Source organism: Bradyrhizobium sp. USDA 327, from assembly GCF_041262065.1.
GTDB classification, from domain to species: domain Bacteria; phylum Pseudomonadota; class Alphaproteobacteria; order Rhizobiales; family Xanthobacteraceae; genus Bradyrhizobium; species Bradyrhizobium liaoningense.
In genome coordinates, this window is the sequence record NZ_JBGCCW010000001.1 from 7,266,737 (window position 1) to 7,292,659 (window position 25,923).

At 66.2% G+C, this 25,923-nt stretch carries 22 protein-coding genes; 8 read left to right on the top strand and 14 right to left on the bottom strand.

The genetic code is table 11. From position 1 onward, the window contains the following. Positions 1 to 21: 21 nt before the first annotated feature. Together ABIA42_RS34325 and ABIA42_RS34330 are read right to left on the bottom strand one after the other, a co-directional pair. A complete protein-coding gene (locus tag ABIA42_RS34325) occupies positions 22 to 936 on the bottom strand; it encodes a phosphoribosylaminoimidazolesuccinocarboxamide synthase (protein ID WP_271528030.1) in 915 nt (304 codons plus the stop codon). Between the two features lie 77 nt (positions 937 to 1,013). Next, positions 1,014 to 1,931: a pirin family protein gene (locus ABIA42_RS34330; RefSeq protein WP_271527931.1), complete on the bottom strand. Its 918-nt coding sequence runs from the start codon at positions 1,929 to 1,931 to the stop codon at positions 1,014 to 1,016. A gap of 294 nt (positions 1,932 to 2,225) precedes the next feature. Between ABIA42_RS34330 and ABIA42_RS34335 the strand changes: the two genes are divergently transcribed. Next, positions 2,226 to 3,281 carry a helix-turn-helix domain-containing protein gene (locus ABIA42_RS34335; RefSeq protein WP_370116860.1) on the top strand — a complete coding sequence of 352 codons (1,056 nt, stop codon included), beginning with the start codon at positions 2,226 to 2,228 and terminating at the stop codon, positions 3,279 to 3,281. Between the two features lie 146 nt (positions 3,282 to 3,427). Beyond that, positions 3,428 to 4,855 (top strand): serine hydrolase domain-containing protein, encoded by a 1,428-nt coding sequence (locus ABIA42_RS34340; protein ID WP_370116857.1) that lies wholly within the window; start codon positions 3,428 to 3,430, stop codon positions 4,853 to 4,855. A 70-nt stretch (positions 4,856 to 4,925) separates the two neighbouring features. Here the strand turns inward: ABIA42_RS34340 and ABIA42_RS34345 are convergent, their stop codons facing one another. Further along, positions 4,926 to 6,293, bottom strand: coding sequence for an MmgE/PrpD family protein (locus ABIA42_RS34345; protein ID WP_271527935.1), 1,368 nt, complete (start codon positions 6,291 to 6,293; stop codon positions 4,926 to 4,928). 118 nt (positions 6,294 to 6,411) lie between these two features. Between ABIA42_RS34345 and ABIA42_RS34350 the strand changes: the two genes are divergently transcribed. Beyond that, positions 6,412 to 7,527, top strand: coding sequence for an aromatic acid exporter family protein (locus tag ABIA42_RS34350; protein ID WP_370116854.1), 1,116 nt, complete (start codon positions 6,412 to 6,414; stop codon positions 7,525 to 7,527). 215 nt (positions 7,528 to 7,742) lie between these two features. On the opposite strand, the gene ABIA42_RS34355 is transcribed toward ABIA42_RS34350, so the two are convergent. The 3 genes from ABIA42_RS34355 to ABIA42_RS34365 are packed head-to-tail and all read right to left on the bottom strand — an operon-like array spanning position 7,743 to position 10,275. Next, complete coding sequence (locus tag ABIA42_RS34355) at positions 7,743 to 8,393, bottom strand: 2-hydroxychromene-2-carboxylate isomerase (RefSeq protein ID WP_271527937.1); 651 nt, start codon at positions 8,391 to 8,393, stop codon at positions 7,743 to 7,745. Next, positions 8,390 to 8,878 (bottom strand): DUF2867 domain-containing protein, encoded by a 489-nt coding sequence (locus tag ABIA42_RS34360; protein WP_370116851.1) that lies wholly within the window; start codon positions 8,876 to 8,878, stop codon positions 8,390 to 8,392. The genes ABIA42_RS34355 and ABIA42_RS34360 overlap by 4 nt, the downstream gene beginning before the upstream one ends. Beyond that, on the bottom strand, positions 8,875 to 10,275 hold the full coding sequence (locus ABIA42_RS34365; RefSeq protein WP_370116848.1) for an MATE family efflux transporter: 1,401 nt from the start codon (positions 10,273 to 10,275) through the stop codon (positions 8,875 to 8,877). The genes ABIA42_RS34360 and ABIA42_RS34365 overlap by 4 nt, the downstream gene beginning before the upstream one ends. Before the next feature lie 161 nt (positions 10,276 to 10,436). Between ABIA42_RS34365 and ABIA42_RS34370 the strand changes: the two genes are divergently transcribed. The 5 genes from ABIA42_RS34370 to ABIA42_RS34390 all read left to right on the top strand — a co-directional run bounded on the left by ABIA42_RS34370 (position 10,437) and on the right by ABIA42_RS34390 (position 13,114). After that, entirely contained in the window at positions 10,437 to 11,168 is a 732-nt protein-coding gene (locus ABIA42_RS34370) for an outer membrane protein (RefSeq protein ID WP_370116846.1), read from the top strand. A gap of 169 nt (positions 11,169 to 11,337) precedes the next feature. Beyond that, positions 11,338 to 11,868, top strand: coding sequence for an RNA polymerase sigma factor (locus ABIA42_RS34375; RefSeq protein ID WP_370116843.1), 531 nt, complete (start codon positions 11,338 to 11,340; stop codon positions 11,866 to 11,868). Then, on the top strand, positions 11,865 to 12,293 hold the full coding sequence (locus tag ABIA42_RS34380) for a hypothetical protein (RefSeq protein ID WP_271527943.1): 429 nt from the start codon (positions 11,865 to 11,867) through the stop codon (positions 12,291 to 12,293). Before ABIA42_RS34375 ends, ABIA42_RS34380 begins: the two co-directional genes overlap by 4 nt. Then, positions 12,290 to 12,733, top strand: a complete 444-nt coding sequence (locus ABIA42_RS34385) for a periplasmic heavy metal sensor (protein WP_370116840.1) — start codon at positions 12,290 to 12,292, stop codon at positions 12,731 to 12,733. Before ABIA42_RS34380 ends, ABIA42_RS34385 begins: the two co-directional genes overlap by 4 nt. A 78-nt stretch (positions 12,734 to 12,811) precedes the next feature. Beyond that, positions 12,812 to 13,114, top strand: coding sequence for a hypothetical protein (locus tag ABIA42_RS34390; RefSeq protein ID WP_271527945.1), 303 nt, complete (start codon positions 12,812 to 12,814; stop codon positions 13,112 to 13,114). A 109-nt stretch (positions 13,115 to 13,223) separates the two neighbouring features. Here ABIA42_RS34390 and murA read toward each other — a convergent pair whose 3' ends face one another. From murA to dnaA, 8 genes are all read right to left on the bottom strand, one after another. Then, positions 13,224 to 14,516, bottom strand: a complete 1,293-nt coding sequence (gene murA, locus ABIA42_RS34395) for a UDP-N-acetylglucosamine 1-carboxyvinyltransferase (protein WP_370116837.1) — start codon at positions 14,514 to 14,516, stop codon at positions 13,224 to 13,226. A gap of 138 nt (positions 14,517 to 14,654) precedes the next feature. Continuing rightward, positions 14,655 to 15,050 (bottom strand): hypothetical protein, encoded by a 396-nt coding sequence (locus ABIA42_RS34400; RefSeq protein WP_370157192.1) that lies wholly within the window; start codon positions 15,048 to 15,050, stop codon positions 14,655 to 14,657. 363 nt (positions 15,051 to 15,413) lie between these two features. Continuing rightward, positions 15,414 to 17,849, bottom strand: a complete 2,436-nt coding sequence (gyrB, locus tag ABIA42_RS34405) for a DNA topoisomerase (ATP-hydrolyzing) subunit B (RefSeq protein ID WP_370116831.1) — start codon at positions 17,847 to 17,849, stop codon at positions 15,414 to 15,416. Positions 17,850 to 18,187: 338 nt separating this feature from the next. Beyond that, entirely contained in the window at positions 18,188 to 20,344 is a 2,157-nt protein-coding gene (locus tag ABIA42_RS34410) for a hypothetical protein (RefSeq protein ID WP_370116829.1), read from the bottom strand. A 148-nt stretch (positions 20,345 to 20,492) separates the two neighbouring features. Beyond that, entirely contained in the window at positions 20,493 to 21,236 is a 744-nt protein-coding gene (locus tag ABIA42_RS34415) for a hypothetical protein (RefSeq protein WP_370116826.1), read from the bottom strand. A gap of 109 nt (positions 21,237 to 21,345) precedes the next feature. Then, entirely contained in the window at positions 21,346 to 22,482 is a 1,137-nt protein-coding gene (gene recF / locus ABIA42_RS34420) for a DNA replication/repair protein RecF (RefSeq protein WP_271527952.1), read from the bottom strand. A 127-nt stretch (positions 22,483 to 22,609) separates the two neighbouring features. Beyond that, on the bottom strand, positions 22,610 to 23,728 hold the full coding sequence (dnaN, locus tag ABIA42_RS34425; protein WP_028178123.1) for a DNA polymerase III subunit beta: 1,119 nt from the start codon (positions 23,726 to 23,728) through the stop codon (positions 22,610 to 22,612). A gap of 374 nt (positions 23,729 to 24,102) precedes the next feature. After that, positions 24,103 to 25,512: a chromosomal replication initiator protein DnaA gene (dnaA, locus tag ABIA42_RS34430; protein WP_370116821.1), complete on the bottom strand. Its 1,410-nt coding sequence runs from the start codon at positions 25,510 to 25,512 to the stop codon at positions 24,103 to 24,105. Between the last annotated feature and the right edge of the window lie 411 nt (positions 25,513 to 25,923).

Consider the following 25,923-nt stretch of genomic DNA (forward strand, 5'->3'; position numbering starts at 1 on the left):
GCCGGACCGACAAAATACTCGCTAGATTTTCAGCTCTTTCCCCGTCACGCGTCGATACGCTTCCAGATATCGTTTGCTGGTTGCATCGACGACGCTGGCCGGCAGCGGGGGCGGCGGGGCGTCGCCGTTCCAGCGGCCGGCGCGGCGTTCGACGTCGAGATAATCGCGGAGCGGCTGCTTGTCGAAGCTCGCCTGCGGCTGGCCGGGCTTGTAGGCATCCACCGCCCAGAAGCGCGAGGAATCCGGCGTCATGACTTCGTCGATCAGGATGATGCGGCCGTCCTTGTCGCGGCCGAACTCGAACTTGGTGTCGGCGATGATGATGCCTTGCTCGCGCGCCAGCTCCTCGCCGAGCGTGTAGATCGCGCGCGTCATGCTCTCCAGCGTGTAGGCGACCTCGTCGCCGACCACTTCGCGCATCCTGGCGATGGTGATGTTCTCGTCATGGCCGCTCTCGGCCTTGGTCGCCGGGCTGAAGATCGCGGGCTCCAGCTTCTCGCTTTCGACGAGGCCTGCCTTCAGCTTCTCGCCGGCCAGCGTGCCGCTCGCGGCATATTCCTTCCAGGCGGAGCCTGAGAGATAGCCGCGGATCACGCATTCGATGGGGAACACGGTGGTCCGCTTGCACAGCATGGCGCGGCCGAGAATCTCGGCGCGGTGCGGCTTCAACGCCGGCACGGTCGCAACGATCTCGTCGGTGTCCGCGCTGATCATGTGATGCGGCACCACGCCTTCGAGCTCATTGAACCAGAACGCGCTGATCTGCGTCAGCACGGCGCCCTTCATCGGAATGGTCTCGCCCATCACCACGTCGAAGGCGCTGATGCGGTCGGTGGTGACGAGCAGCAGGCGGTCGTCGTCGACGGCGTAGATGTCGCGCACCTTGCCGCGTCCGATCTTGGGCAGCGGCAGGTCGCTGGAGAGCATGGTGGTCATCGGCATGGCTTTCGCAGACAGGGCCTTCAGGCAAAAATCCGGCCGCGCCGGATGGCGCAGCCGGAAACCGGATTAGCCTATTCCGGCAGCGGAATGAACTCGTGTTCCTGCGGAACTGCGGCGAAGCGGCCGGTTTTCCAGTCCTGCTTGGCCTGCTCGATCCGCTCCTTGCTGGAGGAGACGAAATTCCACCAGATGTGGCGCGGGCCTTCGAGCGCATCGCCGCCGAGAAACATCATCCGCGTCGGCTTGAGGGCCTTCACGGTGATGTGGTCGCCCGGCCGGAAGATCAGGAGCCGCGGCCCCTCGTAACGTTCGTTCGCGATCTCGACCTCGCCGTCCACCACGTAGATCGCGCGCTCCTCATGATCAGGATCGAGCGGCACCGTCGCGCCCGCGCCTGCCGTGACCTCGGTGTAGAACCAGGGCGACACCATCGTGACGGGCGAGGCGATGCCGAAGGACGAGCCCGCGATCACGCGTGCGGTAAAATCGCGCTCGGAGATCATCGGCAGTTCGCCCGCGGCGTAGTGCTGGAACGACGGCGCGATCTCTTCCGATCCGGCCGGCAGCGCGATCCAGCTCTGCAATCCCAGCATCTTCTGGCCCGAGGCGCGCTGCGCATCCGGCGTGCGCTCGGAATGGGCGATGCCGCGGCCGGCCGTCATCAGGTTCATCGCCCCGGGCGCGATCTCCTGGACGTTGCCCTCGCTGTCGCGATGCATGATCGCGCCGTCGAACAGATAGGTGACGGTGGCAAGCCCGATATGCGGATGCGGCCGCACGTCCATGCCCTTGCCGGAGACGAACTGAACGGGGCCGAAATGATCGAAGAAGATGAAGGGCCCCACCATCTGCCGCTTGCCATGCGGCAGCGCGCGGCGCACCGCGAATCCGTCGCCGAGATCGCGCGTCCGCGGCACGATGACGAGATCGAGCGCATCGCAGGACATGGGATCGCCGAGCACGGGATCGTTCGAGGGTTGCCAGCTCATGGTGGACTCCTTTGGTTTTGTTGGGCGCGAGCCTAGCAGAATTTCGTATCGTCGTCGCGGCAAGGGGCAGGGGCCAGACGTCGCGCCGCTATGACGCCACAAACTCCGCTGTCATGCCCCGCGAAAGCGGGGCATCCAGTACGCCGCGGCCCATCGATTCAAGCATTGCCGCCTCGGAGTACTGGATCGCCCGGTCGAGCCGGGCGACGACACCTGTCGTGAGGATGGTCCTTGAAAAACCAAGCGCAACGAACGATGTTCGGCTGCCTTCAACCGCAACCGTCGCATCGCCTGATGACCCTTGCCGCAACCGAGCTCGCCTTTCGCGCTGCCAGCGTCGCGCTGCTGCTGGTGCTGGTGGCGTCATTACTCTCCGATTTCCGCAATGTCCTCGCCGCCCGGCTCGGCACCGCCTTCGCGCTCGGCTCGGCGGCGCATGCCGCGAGCTATTCCATCGGCGTGTCGTCGCCCGTTCCGATCTGGCATGCGCCGCTGATTGCGCTTTCGACCGGAAACGTCGTCGTGTTCTGGCTGTTCACACGCGCGTTGTTCGACGACGAATTCCGGTTACGCTGGTGGCACGGTTTGATCTGGGCCGCGGTGACCGCCTTCAGCTTCGTCGGGTGTCTCTGGATCGCGCCGGGCGGGAATGCGCGGTTCTCCGTGACGGCAGTGAACCTGATCGTGCTCGGTTTCATCGCGCTCGCGGTGGCGCAGACGATCGCCTCGTGGTCGGCTGATCTGGTCGAGCGCCGCCGCAATGTTCGCGTCTTCATCGTCAGCGCCGCCGCGCTCTATGGCGGGTTGAATGCCGTGCTCCAAATCCTCGTTGCCGGCATTGCCGGCGATGTCGCCAACACTATCAATGCCGGTGTGCTCGCCTGCATCGTCGCGGCCATCGCCTGCGCCATGATGCGCGTCGATGGCGGCGATCTGTTTCCGGCGCCGGTGGGGGCGCCGACAATCGTGGCGCAGCCCGCGACGGTCGATGAATCCGCCGACCAGAAGCTCATCGACGCCCTGATGCGGCTGATGGCGGACGAGCGGGTCTATCGCCAAGAGAACATCACCATCGGCGCCTTGGCGGGCCGGCTTAAGATTCCCGAATACAGGCTGCGCCGGCTGATCAACCAGCGGCTTGGCTATCGCAACTTCAATGTGTTCCTGAACAATCACCGGATCGAGGAGGCCAAGGCCGCGCTCGCCGACCCCACCCAGGCCGAGGTCCCCGTCATCACCATCGCCATGGATGCCGGCTTCCAGTCGCTCGGACCGTTCAACCGCGCCTTCAAGGCAGTGACCGGCGTGACACCGACGGAATATCGGCGGCTGAAGGTAAATGCGGTCTGATTTCTAAACCTTTCTAATCACTGTGAAATGTCAGAATCGGCGAGCCTCGCCCGGCTTCGACCAAGCCGATTTCAAAATTCGGCGAGCCGCCATCGGCGAGCTCCGGCTTCCTCCCCCGGCACACCTCTCGAAACCGGAGAAAGCCCGTGACCCGCCGCCGCAAGATCCTCTTGCTCGCCGCCTCTATCGCCTGTGCCGGCCTCGCGCTCGGCGCGGTTCGCGCCCAGGACATGCCCAAGGTCGCCACCGGCTTCGTCGCCGACATCCTCTGCGCCGAGACGTTCGTCTCGGGCCTCGATACCAGGCGCAATTTCAGCGAGACCAACGATGCGATGCCTGGCACCAGCCTGATCACCTGGGCGATGGACTACCAGGTCGATCGCGTGCGCAAGGACGTCACGGTGACATTGTTCGGCCTCGGCCGCAGCCACGCCGTCTATCGCGAGGGCCTGGGCTGCACGCTCGAGCAGGGCGCAGGCGTTACTGTCGTCGAGCCGCCTGCAGACGGCGGGCAGCTGGCATTGTTGCCCGAGATCGCCGGCCCCGCGATCGTGCCGCCGCAAAGGCCCGAGCTTGCCGCCGCGCTCGACCGTGCCTTCACCGAGCCCGCGCAGCCGCCCTACCGCCGCACCCGCGCGGTCGTCGTGATGAAGGCGGGCCGGATCATCGCCGAGCGCTATGTCGACGGCATTGGACCTGAGACGCCGCTGCTCGGCTTCTCCATGACGAAATCGGTAATTTCGGCGCTAACAGGCGTGCTGGTGCGTCAGGGCAAGCTGAAGCTCGACGGGCCCGCGCCGGTTGCGGCCTGGAAAGATCCTGATGATCCGCGCCATGCCATCACCGTCGATCAGTTGTTGCGTCACACCGCGGGGCTGGCGCTCGGCAGCTCGCTGCAAGCCTCGCTCGGCTCGGCGTTCGAGCCGGTCAACAGGATGAAGTTCGTGGAGACCGACATGGCCGCCTATGCGGCGAGCATCCGGCTCGAGACGGCGCCCGGCACGGCGTGGAACTATCACGATGGCAACTTCATGGTTCTCTCTCAGCTGATCCGCAACGCAGCCGGCGGCAAGCCTGCTGACGCGCTCCGCTTCGCGCGCCGCGAATTGTTTAGCCCGCTCGGCATGCGCCATGTCGTGCTCCAGCTCGACGGCTCGGGCACGATCGAAGGGTCGACCGAGATGCTGGCGTCAGCGCGCGACTGGGCGCGCTTCGGCCAGCTCTATCTCAATGACGGCGTCGCCGGCGGCAAGCGCATCCTCCCTGAGGGCTGGGTGAGCTACACGGCCACGCCCACACCGAACGCGTGGGTCGGCATCGGCGCCGGCTTCTGGACCAACCAGGGCGACAGTTTTGGCGCGAAGATTCGCGTGGAGCACGGCTGGCCGCGCGATGCCTTCTTCGCCAAGGGCACGATCGGGCAATACACCATCGTGATCCCGTCGGAGAAGCTGGTGATCGTGCGCATGGGACGCTCGCCGAACGCCCCGCCGCAAGCCGATGGCGTGTTCGATCTGGTGCGCGATGTGATTGCCGCAACGCGCGAGAAGGGGAAGCTGGCGGGAGTGGATTGAGGTCTTTCTTACCCTCCCCTGGAGGGGCCCCCCTCCAGGGGAAGGTAAGCGGAGTGCCGCGGCGCGAGACTTAGCGTCCCAATTCGGTCGCCTTGGCGACGCGATCGAACCGCTCCAGCGTCATGATCGCGTCCGCAAACTTCTCCGCGCGTGCGTTCAGCACCGGGCGGGCCAGCGTCAGGAATTTCTGCTGCATTGCCTGCGTGTCGGGAAACGAATTCGGCTCCCCGGACGGATCGGCATAGAGCCGCTCGTGCACGCCATCGTCGGTGGTGATGCTGACGCGGGCGCCGAACGGATGGGTGCGGCCGATCTCGAGGCGGTCGTCCTGCACCACGTCGAACTTGTCGGCCAGCGCGTCGATCGCGGCATCGCCAAGCCGGTTGTAATCGTCCCAGCCGAACGAGCCCTGGTCGAGCGCGAGCGCGCCGGTGAAGAACATCGAGAACTGGCCGCCGACGATCGAGCGCGGGTGGCGCTTGGTCGCGGCATCGCCGGTCAGCGTGATGCCGTTGCGGTGCAGGCCGATCTCGACGCGCTTGACCTGGTTCGGCGTCAGATTGTGCTCGCGCCGCATCGCGATCAGCGCGTCGATCGCGGCATGCGTGTAGCGGCAGCTCGGATAGGGCTTCACGCCGATCTTCATGGTCTCGTAGGTCTTGCCGAGCTCGGCGACCGCCTTGTCCGGATGTGCGTCGTCGGTATAGCCGGCGAGCAGGCCATGCTTGCCCTCGACCGATTCCGTCGCGCCGACGAAATCGTTGCGGGCGAGCGTCGCGGCGATCACGCCGTTCATCGCGGCGGCGCCGACCTGGTAGCGCTTGTTCCAGGCGCCGTTGACCAGGAATTGCAGCGAGCCCGCGGCCTGGCTGCCGGAGACGCCGAACGCGGCGATGAGCTGCTTCTCGCTGAGGCCGAACAGCTTGCCGGCCGCCGCCGCCGCGCCATAGGTGCCGGCCGTCGCGGTCGGGTGGAAGCCGCGCGCATAATGCGAGGTCGGGTCGAGCGCGTTGCCGAGCCGGCAGCAGACCTCATAGCCCGCGACGATCGCGGTCAGCACGTCACGGCCGGACGCGCCGACCATCTCGCCGACGGCGAAGGCGGCAGGAACCACCGGTGCGCTCGGATGCAGCGAGGAATCGGCGTGGGTGTCGTCGAAGTCGAGGGAATGGCCGAGCGCGCCGTTGAGCAGCGCCGCGACAGCCGGCGTCCAGGTCTTGCTGTCGCCGAACACGGTCGATTCGCCCTTGGTGTCGAGCGCCAGCGCCTCCAGCATTTTCAGCATCGACGGGGTCGATTCGGCCTCGCGTCTCGCCCGGATCGCGCTGCCGAGGAAATCCAGCGTCAGCACTTTTGCGCGATCCAGCACCTCCGCAGGAATATCCTGGTATTTCAGATTGAAGACATAGGCGGCGAGCGTTGCGGTTTCGTGGGCCATCGTGTTTCCTCGTTTTGGCGCGCAAGTTAGGCGGGCTGATTTGGCCTTTCAAGCGGCCTTGGGGCTGCGGGCATCAGCCATGCTTTTGCTTGGCTTCCAGGATCGGACCGGGACTTCGATGGCACTCAGAAAAGAGCTGTTCGACCACATCAGGTCGCGGCGGACGCAATTGGGGCTGGCGATCCGGGTCACGGTGGCCGCGGCTGCGGCCTATGCGATCGCGACCGCGCTACATCTGTTGCTGCCGCTTTGGGCGGTGCTGACCTCCTTGATCGTGACCCAGATGAGTGTCGGCCGCTCGCTCAAGGCGACGCGCGACTACCTGCTCGGCACCATCGGCGGCGCCGTCTATGGCGGCGCCATCGCGATCCTGATCCCTTATTCCAGCGAAGCCGGTCTGCTGGGGCTTCTGGTCCTCTCCGTCGCCCCGCTCGCCTTCATCGCCGCGATCAATCCGAGCCTCAGCGCGGCCACGGTCACCGCGGTGATCGTGCTCCTGGTGCCGACCATGCACCACTCCGATCCCATGGCTTCGGCGATCGACCGGGTCAGCGAGGTCGCGGTCGGCGCCGTCACGGGGTTGCTGGTCTCGTTCCTGGTGCTGCCCTCGCGCGCGGTGCGGCAGATCCGCGCCAGCGCCGCGACGCTGCTCGAACTGATCGCGGATGCCTTCACCGAGCTGCTCGCCGGCCTCACGCGCGGCCGCGACAACGACGCGCTGCACCGGATCCAGGACGGCATCGGCACCGCCATGGTCAGCCTCAACGCGATTGGCGCCGAGGCCGAGCGCGAGCGCGCCGCGCGCCTATCGAGCGGCCCGGACACGGGTCCCTTGCTGCGAACCATCCTGCGGCTGCGCCATGACGTCGTGATGATCGGCCGGGCCACCGTGGTGCCGCTGCCGGCTGACGTGCAGACGCGGCTCGCAGGCCCGCTGGCGGAAGTCTCGACCGTGATTGCGCGTTTCCTGCGTTCGGCCGCTAGCGCCTTGCGCGAAGGCGCCGGCGCGCCGCCGATCCATCCCGTCCACGTCGCGCTCCAGCACTATGCCGAGGCGGTCGCGTCCGTGCGTCAGGACGGCCTGATTCGCGGCCAGCCCGGCGACACCGCCGAGCGCTTCTTCGCGCTCGGTTTCTCGCTGGAGCAGATGCATCAGAATCTGTGCGACCTCGACCGCGTCGTCGGCGAATGGTCGGAGGCGGCGGCCGGCAAGTCCGCGCGAGTGGCGGAGTAAGCCATACCAAAGCGGAATGGCTTTAGGTTGAATCGATTGCCGCGGTGCGTTCACCTCTCTCGCTTGCGGGAGAGGTCGGCGCGAAGCGCCGGGTGAGGGCTTTCTCCTCTTGGGGATTGTCCCATTGCGGAAATACCCTCTCCCCGACCCTCTCCCGCGAGCGGGAGAGGGAGTGCACCTCCGTCGTGCAGCGATCAAGCCTCATCACGCTCTATCTAGCGCTTCGTCAGACCCTTGCCCTGCATGCGCCAGATGAGGAGATCGATGCGGTCCTGGCCGAAGAACGGCTCGTTCTCGAACACGAAGGTTGGCACGCCCCAATGGCCTGATGCCGCGTGGTCCTTCTCGTTCTCCGCGATCACCTGCTCGTAACGGTCCGGATCTGCTGTGATGGCCGTATCCATGGCGGCAAGATCGAAGCCGGCTTTCTCGGCCGCGCGTGCGAGGTGGTCGCCTTCGTTCCATCCCGCCACCGAGCCGTCCCACAGCACGCGCGCGATCGCGGAGGTGAATGCGAGCGAGCGGCCTTCGAGCTGAGCCATGGCGCCCAAACGGGTCAGGCGGTGGATGTAGGGCTGCTCGGCCGCGACATCGAACGTCGTCTTGTCCTGCACGATCGGATCCGGCCTCGGAAAGCGGAATGGAATGCCCTCGTGCTGCGCAACGCGCGTGCTGTCGAGCACCACATAGCGAATGAAGTTCGGGCTGGCTTTCTTGAAAAATCCGGGCACGCGGACCGCGAGCGGATAGACCGGGCGCAAATTCACCGCGAGGTCGTACTCCGCGACGAGCTTCAGCGTCTTCGGCAGCGCCAGATAGCTGAACGGGCTGCGGAAGGAATAGAAGAGATCGACGGAGAGAGTCATCGCATCGGCTCCACGATGCGGCCCATCATGCTGCGGACCACGAGCTTGTGGAAAGGCATGATGAGGGTGAGGTAGGTGCGGCCGAGTAGATTGTTCGTCCGCACCAGCGTGGTCGACGTGACCTGCCGGCTTCCCGCATCGCCGCCCACGTCGACCACGATGCGGAAATCGAGGTGGGAATCGTCAAAACCCGCGATCAGCCGCTCCGGCGTCTCACTCAGCACCGGAAACAGCCCGATCAACCCGCCCGGCGCCGGCGCGCCTTCGCCCGACGTCTTCAGCCCGAACGGCCTCACCAGAATGTTGCGCAGGCGCAGCAGCACGTCGATCCAGCGCGGCCCATGCAGCACCATCCTCGTGCAGGCCTCGCGGGCGTTGACGCTGGCCGCGCCGACCTCCACGCGAAACGCGTCGATGAACTGCGCGCCTGTCAGCACCGTGCCGGCGTCGACATTGGGGGTGACTTCGCGGACTGTCCCGATCATCCCGCCAGTTTGCGCGCGAGCATCCGGAAGCGCAAGATCAGAAGGCCGGCATAGACGAACGTGCCGATCGAGAATCCGATCCAGACTCCGACCGCGCCGAGCCCGGCATTGAACGCCAGCACCCAGGCGATGGGAAAGGCGACGCCCCAATAGCCGATCGCCGCGAACAGCAGCGTCATCCTGGTGTCGTTGATGCCGCGCAGCGCGCCGCCCATGATGGTCTGGAGGCCGTCGGCGATGAAGAAGGTGGCGCCGACCACCAGGAGTGTCGCGGTCAGTTCGACGGTGGCCGTGCTTTCGTTGCCGCCGCCGAAGAACAGCCGGCCGAGCTGGTAGCGCCCAATGATGATGGCGATCGTCAGCGCGGACACCAGCGCGACGCCGAGCACGGCCGCGGCCAGTCCTGCACGCTTCACGGCCGCCGGGTCACCGCGGCCGAAGGCATGGCCGACCCGCACCGTCGCCGCCATGCCGATGCCGAGCGGCACCATGAACAGCACGGCCGTGACCTGGAGCGCGATCTGGTGCGCGGCAATCGCGGCGGTCGAGATCAGTCCCATCAGCAGTGCCGCCGAGGAGAACAGGCCATATTCCAGCAGCAGCGAAAACGAGATCGGCGCGCCGATCGCAATGAGCTGGCGCATCAAGGGCCAGTCGATCCGCCACAGACGGGCGAGCGGACGGTAGTCCGCAAACGGCTTGCGCAGCCCGGCGATGGCGAGTGCCGCGATGAAGGTGCCGAGATTGACCAGCGTGGTCGCGAGCCCCGCGCCGAACAGGCCGAGCTCCGGCAGGCCGAACAGGCCGTGGATCAGGGCATAGACCAGCGCGGCATTGACGGGAATCGCCGCGACCGTGATCCACAATGGCGCCTGCGGCCGGTTCACCGCGCTCATCATGCCACGCAGGGCGATGAACCCGAGCGCCGGTGCAATGCCCCACGCAAGTCCATTCAGGTAGTGCTGGGCGAGGCTGGCTGAATGCGGCGCCTGTCCGAGCGCGAGCAGGATCTGCTCGCCATAGAGCGGCGAGGCCATCATCGGCAGCGAGATCAGCAGCGCAACCCAAAGCCCGACGCGCAAGGAGCGGCGGATCAGCCTGACATCGCCGGCGCCGAACGCCTGCGCCACCAGCGGCGACACGGCGGACGTCAATCCGAGCCCGAAGGTGAAGCTGACGAAATAGACCGTATGGGCCAGCGCCGCCGCGGCCACCGCATCCTCGCCGAGCCGCCCGATCATCGCGAGATCGGTGGTGATCATCGCGATCTGCCCGAGCTGCGTCAGCATCAACGGCACGGCGAGGCGCAGCGTCTCGACGAATTCTTGCGCGAGATGGTTTGGCGGCGCATCCGAGCGTGCTCGGTACGGCTGTTTGGTATCCACAAGATCGGTCATGGCAGGGGCATAGCAGCCCCGATTGGCGAAGTAACGGCAAAGAAACGAAGCGGGTGGGGTCCCGCCGGAAAAAAGCGCGCGCTGAGCGAAGGAAAGTGTGGCTTGCGCCGTATTCGTCATGTGCGGCGAACTTCCGCCGGTCTCAGATTGGGAATTTGAGCATGATAGCGCGATTTGGACTGACGCTCGCCGCGGTGGTCATCGGTTCTGCCATGGGTGCTGGCCACGTCGCGGCGGCCGATCTGAGGCTGCCTGTCTCACCCCCGCCGCAAGCCCAGGCCGCGTCGGCGGCTCTCTTGAGCTGGGCCGGGCCCTATTTCGGCGTCCAGGCCGGCTATCTGTCGGGCCGCTCCGAGGTCTCGTTTCCCACCACCGGTGAATTTCATTTCGTCGATCCCAAGGGAGCCACGGTAGGCGCCACGGCCGGCTTCGCGGCGCAATGGGGCCGGATCGTCGCCGGCATCGAGGGCGATGTGAACTTCGTCGATGCGCGCGCGACCATCGATACCGGCTTTGCGCCGACCCCCGCCGTCACGCAGCTGCAATCCGCCGTCAACTGGAATAGCCATCTGCGTGGGCGCATCGGCTACGCGTTCGACCGGATGCTGCTGTTCGCCAGCGGCGGCCTTGCGATCGCAGGCGTCGAGAGCAAGGCGTTCGACAATGCGAGCGGCACTGTTGCGAACTGGAGCGACACCCGAATCGGCTGGTCGATCGGAGCGGGCGCGGAATTCCGCTTCGCCCGGCCGGCGTCGCTCCGGCTCGAATATCTCTATGACAATTACGGATCAAAGACGCTCGGAGCACAGACGGTCGGGGCGACCGCTTTCGGTGAGCGCGAATCCAGGCTCGATACGCATACCGTTCGAGCCGGCGTGTATTGGCGCTTTTGACCGGGGCGGTCGCGGCTTGTTGCCGCAGGTACCTCAATTGAAGCGGCGGTGCGTGCCGGCAATGCGGCATATCTCTCCTGGCCGAGGCCGGCTCGCACTCCGCAGCAACGATGGCCGCAGGCCAGGGCAACAGATCGAGATGATGGAAGAGCCATCGGACGAGGCCTTGATGGCGGAGGTTTCGGCGCGGCGGCAGCAGGCGTTTCGTATCCTCATGCGGCGTCACATGCCGCGGGCGCTGCGGGTCGCGGAGCGGATCGTCCGCGATCCGGTCGAGGCCGACGACATCGGTCAGGAGGCGTTCATGCGCGTCTGGACTCACGCGGCATCGTTCGATCCGCAGGTTGCGAAGTTCACGACCTGGCTCTACCGCATCGTCCTCAACCTGACGTTCGACCGCACGAGGCGGCGTACGTTCCAGCCTCTCGATGCGGCTGGCGATGTGCCCGATACTGGGCCGCACGCGGTCGAGCGGCTGATCGCCGATGAGGAGTTCCGCCTTCTCAACCGCGCAATGCTCGCACTGTCGGACCGCCAACGCGGCGCGATCGCGCTCTTCCACATGGAGGGATTGAGCGGCGAGGAGGCAGCGAAGGCGATGAACCTCAGCGCCAAGGCGTTCGAATCGCTGCTGGGCCGCGCCCGCACTGCGCTCAAGGCAAATGTTCAGAAAATACAAGACACGGGGAGCTACGCATGACGCCCGATCAGTTCAGACGATTGGCCGAGACGTGGGGAGGCGATGTCGAGCGCTGGCCCGCGGCGACGCGTGAGGCCGCGCGGCGATTTGCGGCGAGTGCGGAAGGGGCAGCCGTCCTGGATCAGCAGGCGCGCCTCGACCGCCTCCTTGCGGTCGCCCCGGAGATCGAGACGGAAAGGGCGGATCGTTCAAGCTTGCTTGTCCTGCAAAGACTGGCCGCGATGCCGCAGCAGCATCGGCCGCCGTGGCATCGCCGCCTGCTGCGTTGGCCGGCTCTCGTTCCCGCCGCAAGCCTCGCCTGCTCCGTGATGGTAGGCGTGTGGCTGGCGGGGGCGATTCCCTATGTTCATCCGCCGTCGGACCCCTTGTCCGTCATGAGCGGCGTCTTCGACGTCTACGCAATCGGTTTTGGATCGGTGCAATGAAGTTCTGGCGAGAATCGTCCACTCCTTTGCGAGCGCTCGTGCTGCTGTCGCTCTGCCTCAACGTCATCCTGTTCACCTATGTCTCGGTGCAATGGCTGCAGCCCGGCGGCTTCCTGCCGGGCGCCGGAGCGCCGCTCCGGATGATCGAGCGTGTGGCGGAGAGATTGCCGAAGGAAGACGCAGAGATCCTGTGGACCATTTATCAGGGCAAGGAGGCCGAGCTGCTCCCTCTCCAGACCGAGTACCGGCATGCGCTGATGAAGGCCATGAAGACCGCGGCGCAGACGAATCTGGACAGGGCCGAGCTGGAAGCGGCCGTGAAGGATGCCCGCGACAAGCGGCTGAAGATAGGTGACCTCGTCGTCGCAACCTTCGTCGAGATGCTGGAGCGAATTTCACCGAAAGGACGCCGCCAACTCGTCGGCGGCTATTTTCGCTGAATCTGGCAGGGTGAACGAGGGATTCGGTCCGTCCAGACGTATCACCTACATCGATGTCTGCGAATTGGTGGAGATGATATGGTGCAACGATTTGGCAGGGCGGCAAGCGGACCGGCGGTGAGTTTCTCGCGCCGGGCTCCCGTCTATGTGCGTGCGGCTCTTGCGGCCGCGAGCTTGATCGCACTGCTGGTGCTGTTTCTTTCGCAAGCTTCCGCGCAGAACGCGCGGAACGAGGCAAAGCAGGCCTGCAAGGCGGACTATTCGCGCCTCTGCGCGGGAACGATGCCAGGCGGCGGCCGCATTCGCAAATGCCTCGGGGACAATTACGCGAGCTTGTCCGCGGCCTGCAAACAGGCGTTCGACGCGAACCCGCCAAAATAGGATGGTGGGCTGAGCATGATCCGGAAGAGCGCGCAGCGGTCGTCCGAAAGGATCATGCTCGAACGACGACCCACAGCGCGATGACGATCCGTTCCAATCGCATCGCGCTTCAGGTACGCGCCGGCACGCGCTTGATCTTCGCCCCAAGCGCGTTCAGCCGTTCCTCGATGCGCTCATAGCCGCGCTCGATCTGGTCGGCGTTGTTGATGGTCGAGGTGCCCTCGGCGCACACCGCGGCGAGCAGCATCGCCATGCCGGCGCGAATGTCCGGCGACGTCATCGTCGCGCCGTGCAGGCGGCTGGGGCCGGCGATGATGGCGCGGTGCGGGTCGCACAAGACGATGCGGGCGCCCATCGCGATCAGCTTGTCGACGAAGAACATCCGCGATTCGAACATCTTCTCGAACATCAGGATCACGCCCTCGCATTGCGTGGCGGTGACGATCGCGATCGACATCAGGTCGGCCGGGAACGCCGGCCAGGGCTGGTCCTCCAGCTTGGGCACATGGCCGCCGAAATCGTCCTGGATCTTCAGCGTCTGGTTCGAGGGTACGATGAGATCGTCGCCCTCGACGCGGCAGACGATGCCGAGCCGCTCGAAACCCATGCGGATCGAGCGCAGATGCTCGATGCCGGCGCGCGTGATGCGTAGCGGCGAGCGCGTCACCGCGGCAAGGCCGATCAGCGAGCCGACCTCGATGTGGTCGGGCTGGATCCGGTAAGTCGTTTCCCCCAGCGTTGCCGGCCCGTGCACGATCATGGTGTTGGTGCCGATGCCTTCGATCCTGGCGCCGAGCGCGACCAGGAAATTGGCGAGGTCCTGCACATGCGGCTCGGAGGCCGCGTTGCGCAAATGGGTGACGCCGTCGGCGGCGACCGCCGCGACCAGCGCATTCTCGGTCGCGGTGACGCTGGGCTCGTCAAGGAACACGTCCGCGCCGGCGAGCTTGGGCGCGCGGAATTCGAGCCGGTCGGTCGCGGTGACCTTTGCCCCCAGCTGCTCCAGGGCCAGCACATGGGTGTCGAGCCGGCGCCGGCCGATGACGTCGCCGCCGGGCGGCGGCAGCATCACTTCGCCGCAGCGGGCGAGCAGGGGCCCCGCGAGCAGGATCGAGGCGCGAATGCGCACGCAGAGCTCGGGGTCGAGATCGGCGGCGCGGATGCTCTTGGCGTGAATCACCAGCGTGTTGCGGTCGGTCCATTCCGCCGATGCGCCGACCGAGCGGATCAGCTCGACCAGCGTCTCGGTGTCGCGAATCCGTGGCACGTTGTGAAGCGTCACCGGATGCTCGGTGAGCAGCGCGGCGGCGATGATGGGCAGCGCCGAGTTCTTGTTGCCGGACGGCTCGATCGAGCCCGAGAGCCGGTGACCGCCCTCGACGATGTATTGGATGGGCGCCACTTGGTCTCTCGCTGTCCTGTTGTGGTGGGTGGGCTGCTTCGGAGGCGGAAACTACCGAGAATTGAGCAGGGTAGCAATTCTGCACTTGTCGTGGCCGTGGGCCGCTGCCGGCCCCGAAGAGGCCCGCTGCACCGGCGTTTAGAACAAGCCGATGATATTCGCCACCACATAAAGGATCACGATCAGCATCAAGACGCCCATCGCCAGGAAGGAGATCTCGACGGCGATGGCGCCGGCCCCCAGTGCGGCTGCCACGCCGGCCAGCAGCCTCTCTTCGCGAAACACCAGGGCGAGAACCGATAACAGGATGGCGAGCAGGCCGAGCGAGATCGCGCCGATGGAGGATGCCTCCCTCAACTGGCTTCCCGTCGATTTCTCGCGCGGCGGCGCTTGATATTCGACGCCTTTGACACGCGCGATCAGACCGTCCTTCAGGCGGTGACCGGTATCGACAATCACCTTGTCAGCCGGCGGCGGCGGATAGAGCAGCGGCACGACCCAGTGCGGCAGCACGGCGGCGATCAGTGCCAGCACCCCGACGATGCTGCCGACGATGCCGAGACGGGCGGGAGGGCACGGTGGAAATGGTCGTTGCAGAGGCGGACATGGCGCGACGCTTCCCGGCCCGCAACGGGCCCGCGGGTTCATGCCACTTCGTCGCGACAGCGGGTGGTGAGGTTCAGGAGACGGCTGCGCTGTACGTTCGGTGTTGCCACGAAGGTGGTGCGCCCCCTCTCCCGCTTGCGGGGGAGGGTTGGGGTGGGGGGTGTCTCCGCGATCGAGATAGTCCCTGGGTGGATAGAGCCCCCACCCGGCGCTTCGCGCCGACCTCCCCCGCAAGCGGGAGAGGTTGCAGCGAGCCTGTGGCAGGCAGTTCGAAACCCAAAGCCACCGGCCTCAGATATCGATCGTCGCGCTGAGCGAATGTTCCTGGATGAAGTCGCGGCGCGGCTCGACCACGTCGCCCATCAGCTTGGTGAAGATGTCGTCGGCCTCGTCGACCTCCTTGACCTTCACCTGGAGCAGCGAACGCGCGTCGGTGTCGAGCGTGGTCTCCCAGAGCTGCTCCGGGTTCATCTCGCCGAGACCTTTGTAGCGCTGCAGCGTGACGCCCTTGCGGCCGGCGTCGGTGACGGCCTCGAACAGGTCGACCGGGCCGTAGACCATGTGCTCGACGTCCTTGCGCCTGAGCTTGCCGGGGCGGGCGTAGACGTCCTGAAGCTTCACGGTGTACTCGTCGAGCTTGCGCGCCTCCGCGGACCCCAGGAAGGCGGCGTCGATGACAGCGGCTTCCTTGACGCCGCGCACGGTGCGCTCGAACTGGAAGCCCTGGCCTTCCACATATTGCCCGATCCAGCCGCGCTCGACCTCCTCCGCCTGGTTGTCCAGCCGGCTCGCGATATATTGCGCTGCCGCCGCAGCCTTCTCTGGATCGCCGTAGATCGCCTTGTTCAGCACGCCCGTTATCGCGGCCTGCTCGATCACCTTGCGATTGTAGCGGCTGTGCAGATTGCGCAGGATGCTGCGGACGACGCGGGCGTCGTCGACCAGCGAACGCAAGTCGCGCCCGGTGCGGTCGCCGCCGGCGCCGGAAATGAAGACGCAGTCGTCGAGGCCGGTGTCGATCAGATAGTCTTCCAGGGCCCGTTCGTCCTTCAGGTACTGCTCGGACTTGCCTCTGCTGACCTTATAGAGCGGCGGCTGGGCGATATAGAGATAGCCGCCGTCGATGATTTCGCGCATCTGGCGGTAGAAGAAGGTGAGCAGCAGCGTGCGGATGTGGGCGCCGTCGACGTCGGCGTCCGTCATCACGATGATCTTGTGATAGCGCAGCTTCTCGATCGAGAATTCGTCGCTGATGCCGGTGCCGAGCGCGGTGATCAAGGTGCCGATCTGCTCCGACGAGAGCATCTTGTCGGGACGCACGCGTTCGACGTTGAGGATCTTGCCGCGCAGCGGCAGCACCGCCTGGAATTCGCGGTTGCGGCCCTGCTTGGCGCTGCCGCCTGCCGAGTCGCCCTCGACGATGAAGAGTTCGGACTTGGCCGGATCCTTTTCCTGGCAGTCGGCGAGCTTGCCGGGCAGCGAGGAGACGGAAAGCGGGCTCTTGCGGGTCAGCTCGCGCGCTTTTCGCGCAGCTTCACGGGCCGCCGCCGCCTGGATCACCTTGCCGACGATCATCCTGGCTTCGCTCGGGTGCTCCTCGAACCAGGCCTGAAGCGCCTCGTTGAGGACGTTCTCGACCACGGGGCGCACTTCCGAGGACACCAGCTTGTCCTTGGTCTGCGACGAGAATTTCGGATCGGGCACCTTCACCGACAAAACGGCGGTGAGACCTTCGCGGCAGTCATCGCCGGTCAGCGCGATCTTTTCCTTCTTGGCGTTGGCCTCGGCATAGCCGTTGACCTGGCGCGTCAGCGCGCCGCGGAAACCGGCGAGATGGGTGCCGCCGTCCCGCTGCGGGATGTTGTTGGTGAAGCACAGCACGTTCTCGTGGTAGCTGTCGTTCCACCACAACGCGGCCTCGACGCCGATGCCGTTGGCTTCCGAGCGCACCATGATCGGCGCCGGCACGATCGCCTTCTTGTTGCGGTCGAGATATTTGACGAATTCCTCGACGCCGCCGGAATAGTGCATCTCCTCGCGCTTCTCGACCGCATGACGCATGTCGGAGAGGACGATGTTGACGCCGGAATTGAGGAAGGCGAGCTCGCGCAGGCGGTGCTCGAGCGTGGCAAAATCGTATTCGATGTTCTTGAACGTCTCGGTCGAGGCCAGGAACGTCACCTCGGTGCCGCGCCTGCCCGGCGCGTCGCCGACCACCTTCAGCGGTGCGACGGCATCGCCATGGGCGAACTCGATATAGTGCTCCTTGTTGTCGCGCCAGATGCGCAGGCCGAGCTTGCTCGACAGCGCGTTGACGACGGAGACGCCGACGCCGTGCAGACCGCCGGAGACCTTGTAGGAGTTCTGGTCGAACTTACCGCCGGCGTGCAGCTGGGTCATGATGACCTCGGCCGCCGAGATGCCTTCGCCCTTGTGGATGTCGACGGGAATGCCGCGGCCGTCATCGCGCACGGTGACGGAATTGTCGGAATTGAGGATCACCTCGACTCGCGTTGCATGGCCCGCGAGCGCTTCGTCGATCGCGTTGTCGACGACCTCGTAGACCATGTGGTGCAGGCCCGAGCCGTCGTCGGTGTCGCCGATATACATGCCCGGGCGCTTGCGGACGGCGTCCAGACCCTTGAGCACGCGGATCGATTCCGCCCCGTATTCGCTCGCGGTGGAGGGCTCGTTTTCGGCAGCAGGCTGCCGAGCAGGTTCTGTCATGAGAGGCCTTCGAGATGTCGCCCGAATCAGCGGCGCAAAAGGCGCTGATTTGCGGGGCTATTTGTGCCACGAAAGACCGCTTGCGCCTAGCGCAAAGTATCTCCCGGCAACCCTTTGAACAGATAGGGTTTTTAGGCCGGTTTTCAAGGCTTTTGGAGGGCTATTTCCGGCACTGCAAAAAGCGCGATTCGGAGGCTCGATCTGCGTCTTGCAAGACGTGGATTTTGCGGGCCGGGAACGGTGGTTCCGGGCTCTTGGTGACTTGGTCGGGCCACTGGCTCGGTGCAACCTCTCCCGCCTGCAAGCGGGAGAGGTTGCGCACCGGCTTGGTGTAGGCCTCAGTACATCTGAAGCGGCAGCACGTCTCCGCTCGGGCCTACCAAAAGGCCCCAGGCCTCGCCGGCGGCAACGGTCAGCGCTTCGGTGCGGGCCGGGCGTCCGGACAGGCGCAGCGCGTACTGGTACTTGCCGGGCGGCAGGTCGAGCATCGGGCCTTTCGGCGATTGCGGGCCGCCTGCGCCGGCCGCGATCTTCACCGTCTGCTTGTTGATCGTCAGCGAGGCTTCGCTGGATCCCATATTTCCGAGCACGAGCCTTGCCTGTCCCGCCTTCGGCATGATGTCGGCCTTGGCCGCGGCATCCGAATTCTTCTGCGCCAGATTGACCGTGGTCTCGCCCTTGGCACGGCCGAGCCTGAGCACGGCCGGGCCTTGTGGCGAGGTGAAGTCGATCTGCGCGCGTTCTGCGGACACAGCCGCGCCGTTGTTCTTCTCCCGCCAGCCGAGCCTGGACAGCTCCGCACGGTAGAAGGCGAGGACGTCGCCGAGCGATGCCGGGATGCTGGCCGTCAGCTCGCGGCGGAACGGCGCCTCGTTGCCCGGCATCTTTGTGGTGGCGAACGATTTTAGCGAACGCTGTGTCGGCACGGGCAGTTGGGAGTCGGGATCGGGCTTGAGCGGCTCGGACGATTTGGCCTGCACCTCCACCTCCGCGCTGGGCGCAGGCTTGGCCGCTTCCGTCACCAGGCCCGATCCATTGGCGCGGACATTCAACTTCGGACCCATCTGCATCACGGTCATCGAGATCGACTTGCCGCCCCTGGAGAACGTCATCACCGCCATGTTGGGCTGGTTGATGACGGAGGGCTGCTCCTTCCAGCCCGAGCTCTTCAGCGTCGTGCGGTAGAACGTGCTGAGCGCTTTCACGGTCGACGTGGACGAGAATTCGAGCCGGCCGTCGCCGCCCTCGAACGTCACGCTCTCGGCGGTCTCGGGCAGCGGCACCGGCGTCTTGCCGTCGGCGAGCGCATTGAGCGGCGCATCGGACAGGGAAGCCGCCTGCGCCTTGCGCCTCGCCTCATCAGCGGCAATGAGCTGCTGGGCCGCGCCCAACGCATCGCCAAGGAACTTCTCGTCGGCCTCCCTCTTCGCCTTGGCGCGGGCGGCAAGCGCTGATTCCTTCACCTGCGCGGCCAGGCTGATCATGGTGAAATCGTATTTGCGGCCGAGTCGCAGCACGCCGGTTTCTTCTGCCGAGGAAATCCTGATCGCGACTTCGTCGCCGGGTGCGAGGGGCGCGTTGCCATCCTCCTGCCAGCCACGCGCGGCGAGCTCGCGACGATAGAAGGCGAGCACGGCAGGCAGCTCGGCCATCGCGGCGGCCGAGATCTCGCGCTTGTTGGAGCTTGCGCCGCCAAGGCCCCTTGCAGATTTGGTCGGCTTGGGGCGCGGCAGGCCGGCCATGTCGTCGTCGGCCTGAAGCACCTCCGGCAGCGCGAACGGCGCCACCCGGATCTCGACATTGGTCCTTCCATCGTCGCGGCGCGTCAGGGTCAGCATGACCGGCTTCTGCTTGTAGAACTGCGTCATGTCGCCGTCGGGATGGTCGTAGAAGACGCGCATGCCGTTCGGCACCGTCTCGGCGAGATCGGCGTTCGGCCAGCGCGCCGCGGTCTCGGGCGTGAGCTTGCGCCATCCCATCGCCGCCATCTCCTTGGCGAAGAAGGCCGAGGTCGCATCGAGCGCGCCGGGCGCGATGCAGCCGAGATAGGGCCGGGTCTCGTCGAACACGAGTTCGGTCGCGCCGTCCGGAAACGGCACGTTGGAATAGATCCGGTTCGGCGTGTAGGACACGGCGGACTGGCCGCGGGCCTGCGTGAAGGAGGCACGGAGCCCCTGCCGTCCCTTCTTGAAGGTCAGCGTGGAGCTCTTCTCGTCCAGCGGATACACATAGGGCACCCAGCCGTCCGCGCTCAGCAGCTTCTTCGCCGCTTCCGACGCGGCGGCAACCCCGGTCGGCACGGTGTACGTCACACGGTAGGCGTCCGGGCGGGAAGTATCCTCCACCGCGCCGTCCAGCCGCGGCAGGGTATGGACGTAGACGATGCCCTCGTCGGCTGCGCTCGCGGGACGTGGGGCGCCCGCCATCGCGAGAATGCCGCAGGCAAGCAGCAGCCATCTTGCCGGGACTTGCGCCCCGCGCCGGATCATCGGCATCGTCAAAGCTCCGGATTTGGGCGCGGCTTAAAGTCCGCGCAATTGCAGGCTGCGGCACCATCGGCGCGGCCTCAGACGAGAAGTCGCTGCAGGAACCGGCCAGGTTCAACAGGCGGCGCAGGAGCTGCGCGGTGCGCGCAGGCAGGGCTCAATACAGCTGGAGCGGCGGCCACGCCGCTCCGTCGCGTCCGACTGTGAGCTCCCAGGTATCGCCGGCCGTAACTGTGAGCACGTTCGTGGTGGCCGGGCGGCCCGGCACGCTCAGTGCGTAGGAGTATTTGCCGGGCACGAGGTCCAGCGCGACGGCGTTGGCGCCGGCGGGGCGCGGGATGGTCCGCTCGCTGATCTCGAGCACGGCTTCGTTCTCGCCGATATTGCTGAACACCAGCTTGGCCTGGCCGGGTTCGGGCAGGACGTTTGCACGGGTCGCGACATCCGAATTCTTCTGCACGAGATGCACCGCGGTGCTGCCGCCGTTGCGATCGAGCTCCAGCGTTGCTGGCCCCATCGGGGAGACGAAGGCGAGGCGCGCGTGATCGGCGGTGACCACCGCGCCATCCTGCCGTTCCTGCCAACCGAGCTTTCGAAGCTCGGTTCGATAGAAGGCGAGGACGTCGCCGAGCGCTGCGGGCACGCGGGCTTCGAGCCGGGTCCGGAGCGGCTCTTCGAGGCCGGGCATCACGGTGGTGTGGATCCCACGATAGCTGTAGCGGGTCGGCGCAGGCAGCCTGGCAGCGGGATCGAGCGTGAGCGCGGCCGAGAACAGCGCCGGCAGATTCGACACGAAGGCGCCGGCGCTGGCCGCGAGCAGGCAGCTCGCGAAGAGAGCGAGACCGCACGCAACAAGCTGCCATCGTGCCGGAGCTTGCGCCCCACGCCCCACCGTCACCATGCTCGTGCTCCAAGGATATCGCGCGCGTCTGAAATCCTGCGCGATGGCCGCCTCTGGCAGCCACAAGCAGCTAGTCGCTGATGGAAACGGGCGGGTTCAATGCGGCGGCCTACCTTCGCGCCGAGACTCGTCCGCTCTCGACGTCAAAGACTTCGCCGCCCGCGCCGATCTCGGCGAACGCCGCAGGATCCGCACCGGTCAGCCACACCTGCGCGCCGAGCTTCTTCAGCTCCTCGAACAGCGCCGTACGGCGGTTCGGATCGAGATGAGCGACCACCTCGTCGAGCAGCAGCAGCGGCACGATGCCGGTCATCTCGGCGACCAGCGTCGCATGCGCCAGCACGAGGCCGATCAGAAGCGCCTTCTGCTCGCCGGTGGAGGCATCGCGCGCCGGCATGCTCTTGGGCGCATAGACGACCTGCAGATCGGTGAGGTGCGGGCCGTCGGTGGTGCGGCCGGCAATCGCATCGCGCGGGCGGTTGTCGCGCAGGATCTGGCGGTAGCGGTCCTCGACCGACGTCGCGGTCTCAGTCAGCAGCGCGTTCTCCATCCAGCCGTCGAGCGCGATTTGCGCAGACGGGAACGCGGAAGCCTGCGCGCGCGCATTCAGCATGCCGGTGAGCCTTGCCGCGGTCTGGCCGCGCGTTGCCGCGACCGCGACCGCGAGCTCCGCGGTCTCGCGCTCGATCGCGCCACACCAATGGTCGTCGTAATTGCGCGTCTCCAGCAGGCGGTTGCGCGAGCGCAGCGAGCGCTCGAGTGCGTTGATGCGGCTGGAATGCTCGCTGTCGATCGCGAGCACCAGGCGATCGAAGAAGCGCCGCCGTTCGGAGGCTGCGCCCATGAACAGCCCGTCCATCGCCGGCGTCAGCCACACCATGCGGATGTGGTCGCCGAAGGCGCTGGCAGAACCCACCGGCTCGCGGTCGATGCGGCAGCGCCGGCTGACGGAGCTGTCGGGCCGCGGCGCGTCGATGCCGGTGCCGAGCGTCGCGAGTCCCAGCGCGCCCTCGACCTGCGCCGACACCGCCCAGGAGCCGTCGCCCTGGTTGTCGGCGACGTCTTCCAGCGTCGCGCGCCTTAGACCCCGCCCCGGCGACAGGAACGAGATCGCCTCGATGCAATTGGTCTTGCCTGCCCCGTTCGGCCCGACCAGCGCCACCATGTCAGCCGCCGTCTCGAGCCCCGCCGCCCGATAATTGCGAAAATGCGTCAGCGTCAGGCGATGAATGCGGGAGGGGGTCATGGGATCCGCTTTTCGTCATGCCCGGCCTCATGCCGGGCATCCACGTTCTTGGACTCCGAAGACGTGGATGGCCGGGACAAGCCCGGCCATGACGGATGTAGTTGATAGGTCGGGATGTTGGTAGGTCTCACACCCGCATCGGCATCAGCACATACAGCGCGCTCTTGTCGTCGCGGTCCTGCACCAGGGTGGGCGAGCCGGGGTCGGCGAGCCTCAAGGTTGCGACGTCGCCTTCGATCTGGGCGGCGATGTCGAGGAGGTAACGGGAGTTGAAGCCGATATCGAGGGCGTCGGAGGCGTATTCGACCTCGAGCTCCTCGGTCGCGCTGCCGGAATCCGGGTTGGTCACCGACAGCACCAGCTTGCCCGGCGAGAGCGACAGCTTCACGGCCCGCCCGCGCTCGCTGGAGATCGTGGAGACGCGGTCGACCGCATTCTCGAAATCCTTCTTGTCGACGACGAGCTCCTTGTCGTTGTTCTGCGGGATGACGCGGCCGTAATCGGGAAAGGTGCCGTCGATCAGCTTCGAGGTCAGCACGACGTTACCGATGGTGAAGCGGATCTTGGCCTGAGACAGCTCGATCGTCATCTCGGCGTCGGTGTCCTCGATCAGGCGCTGCACCTCGCCGACGGTCTTGCGCGGCACGATGACCCCGGGCATGCCCTCGGCGCCCTTGGGCTGCACCAGATCGAGCTGGGCGAGGCGGTGGCCGTCCGTGGCGACGCCGCGCAGGGTGGCGGCCTTCGGCGTGCCGGCGGCGTGCAGGTAGATACCGTTGAGGTAGTAGCGCGTCTCCTCGGTGGAGATCGCGAACTGGGTGCGGTCGATCAGCCGCTTGACGTCCTTGGCGGCGAGCGAGAAGGAATGCGACATGTCGCCTGCGGCCAGATCCGGGAAATCGTTCTCCGGCAGCGTCTGCAGCGTGAAGCGCGAGCGGCCGGCGCGGATCGCCAGCACGGCGCGGTCGCCGTCGGCTTCCAGCACGATCTGCGAGCCATCGGGCAGCTTGCGCACGATGTCGTAGAACATGTGCGCCGGCACGGTGGTGGAACCGGCGGTCGCGGTTTCCGCCGGCAGCGTCTCCGTCACCTCGAGGTCGAGGTCGGTCGCCTTCAGCGACAATTTCGCGTTCTCGGCGCGAACCAGCACGTTGCCGAGGATGGGAATGGTGTTGCGGCGCTCGACCACGCGGTGGACATGGCCCAGCGACTTCAGGAGTTGCGCGCGTTCGACCGTAACCTTCATTGCACTACTCGCCCGATCCCCAAGGAAAACACAGCGTTGAGAAGGCCGGGCGGCGGGACGCGCGCCACGGCACCGAAGACCCCGAGAAGCCGGATCCAGCCGATATGACCAAAGCCTTCAGGGTCGCGCAAGGTGGCTCGGATGGCCCCCGGATTCAAGGGATCGGAGGCAGTTCCCCACGATTTACAGGCAGTTTCGGCCGTATCGAGCCGTCATGCCCGGGCTTGTCCCGGGCATCCACGTTCTTGGTGCCGCAGGGAAAGGCGTGGATGGCCGGGACAAGCCCGGCCATGACACTGTGGGGCCGCCGGTGTGCGCGAGCCTCCTCTACGATTGACCTGCCGCAGGCGGGCAGAGGCCAAAGAAGTAGGCCCTTATTCCTGGAGCTGGCGCTTCAGCGACTCGACCTCTTCCGACAGCGCGGTGTCCTTGGAGACCAGCGCCTCGATCTTGCGCACCGCGTGCAGCACGGTGGTGTGGTCGCGTCCGCCGAAGCGGCGGCCGATCTCGGGCAGCGAGCGCAAGGTCAGCGTCTTGGCGAGATACATCGCCACCTGGCGCGGGCGGACCACGTTGGCGGTGCGGCGCGAGGACAACAGGTCGGAGCGGCTGACATTGTACTGCCGCGCCACCACGCGCTGGATGTCCTCGATCTTGATCCGCTTCGGCTCCTGCGGCCGTACCAGGTCGCGCACCTCGTGCTCCGCCATTTCCAGCGTCACCGGCCGGTTGTTGAGCTTGGAGTGCGCGAGCAGACGGTTGATCGCGCCTTCGAGGTCGCGGCCGTTATGAGTGATGGTGCGCGCCAGATAGTGCAGCACCTCCTCAGGCACCTCGAACGTCGCATGGTGGGCGCGGGCAGCTGCGACGCGCGACTTGAGGATACCGTGGCGCAGCTCCTCGCCGAGCGAGCCCATCTCGACCACGAGCCCGCCTGCGAGACGCGAGCGCACGCGGTCATCGAGGCTTTCGAGGTCGGACGGCGGACGGTCGGCAGCGATCACGACCTGGCGGCCGGCGTCGATCAGCGCGTTCAGCGTGTGGCAGAACTCGGCCTGCGTCGACTTGCCCTGCAGGAACTGCAGATCGTCGATCACGAGCACGTCGATGCCGCGCAGCGCTTCCTTGAAGGCCAGCGCCGTCTGCGTCTTCAGCGCGGCGACGAAGCCGTACATGAATTTTTCAGCGGTGAGATAAAGCACCTTGCGCTCGTTGCCGGAATTGCCGGCCCAGGTTACCGCCTGGAGCAGGTGCGTCTTGCCGAGGCCGACGCCGGCATGGATGTAGAGCGGGTTGAACATCACGGGGTCGCCGCGGCGACCTTCGGCGACCTGGCGAGCGGCCGCATGCGCCAGCGTGTTAGAGCGGCCGACGACGAAGCTCGCGAAGGTCAGGCGCGGGTCGAGCGGCGAGCCGCCGAGCGCGTCGTGATTGGCCGAGACCGGCGCGGTCGCGGTCGAGCGCAGCTCCGGCGTCGGCGCGCGGCGCGCCTCGACCGGCGCGGGCGCTTCCTTCGTTTGCACCACCGGGCGCACAGCGGTGCGAACGGTGAGGTCGATGCGATGCACCTCCGGCATCTCGGCCTGCCAGCACGACAGCACGCGCTCGGCATAGTGGGCCTGGATCCAGCTCTTCAGGAAACGCGTCGGCACCGATAGCCGCACGCTCTCGTCCTGCACGCCTTCCAGATCCATGCGTGCAAACCAGCTCGTGTAAACGTCCTCGCCAACGCTCGAGCGCAGCCGACCCTTCACGCGTGACCAGCGATCCTGTTCCATTGTCATCGTCAGAAAACTTCTCTCGAGAGATATAGTTGCGTTGTGAGCGCCATGCAGGGTTCCTGCCACGGTCCCTGCAGTGGCGCGACCTCAAGCGAGTCCATCGTCAGGCAAGGCTCGACCGTTCGGCGCGGACGCCGCAAGTCGGATCAGCGATGTCTGGGGATGGAGGGGTCGCGAGGTCAGCGCGTACTAGGCGCTCCGTCACACGCGGGAGGCTGGAGATCCGACGGAGCTGGAACGGCATCGTTGGAATAGGAAACGTGCTTCAATACCGCGTTGAGTCCGTAAGACATGATACCTCCCCGTCCTGCCGTGATCACTCACGACAAGGTCCTGCGTGTCCTGAAGACAACCGCGCCGTACTCCTGTCGCGGATGCCTGCCCAATGTACTGGTCGTCCGCTCGACTTCGCCA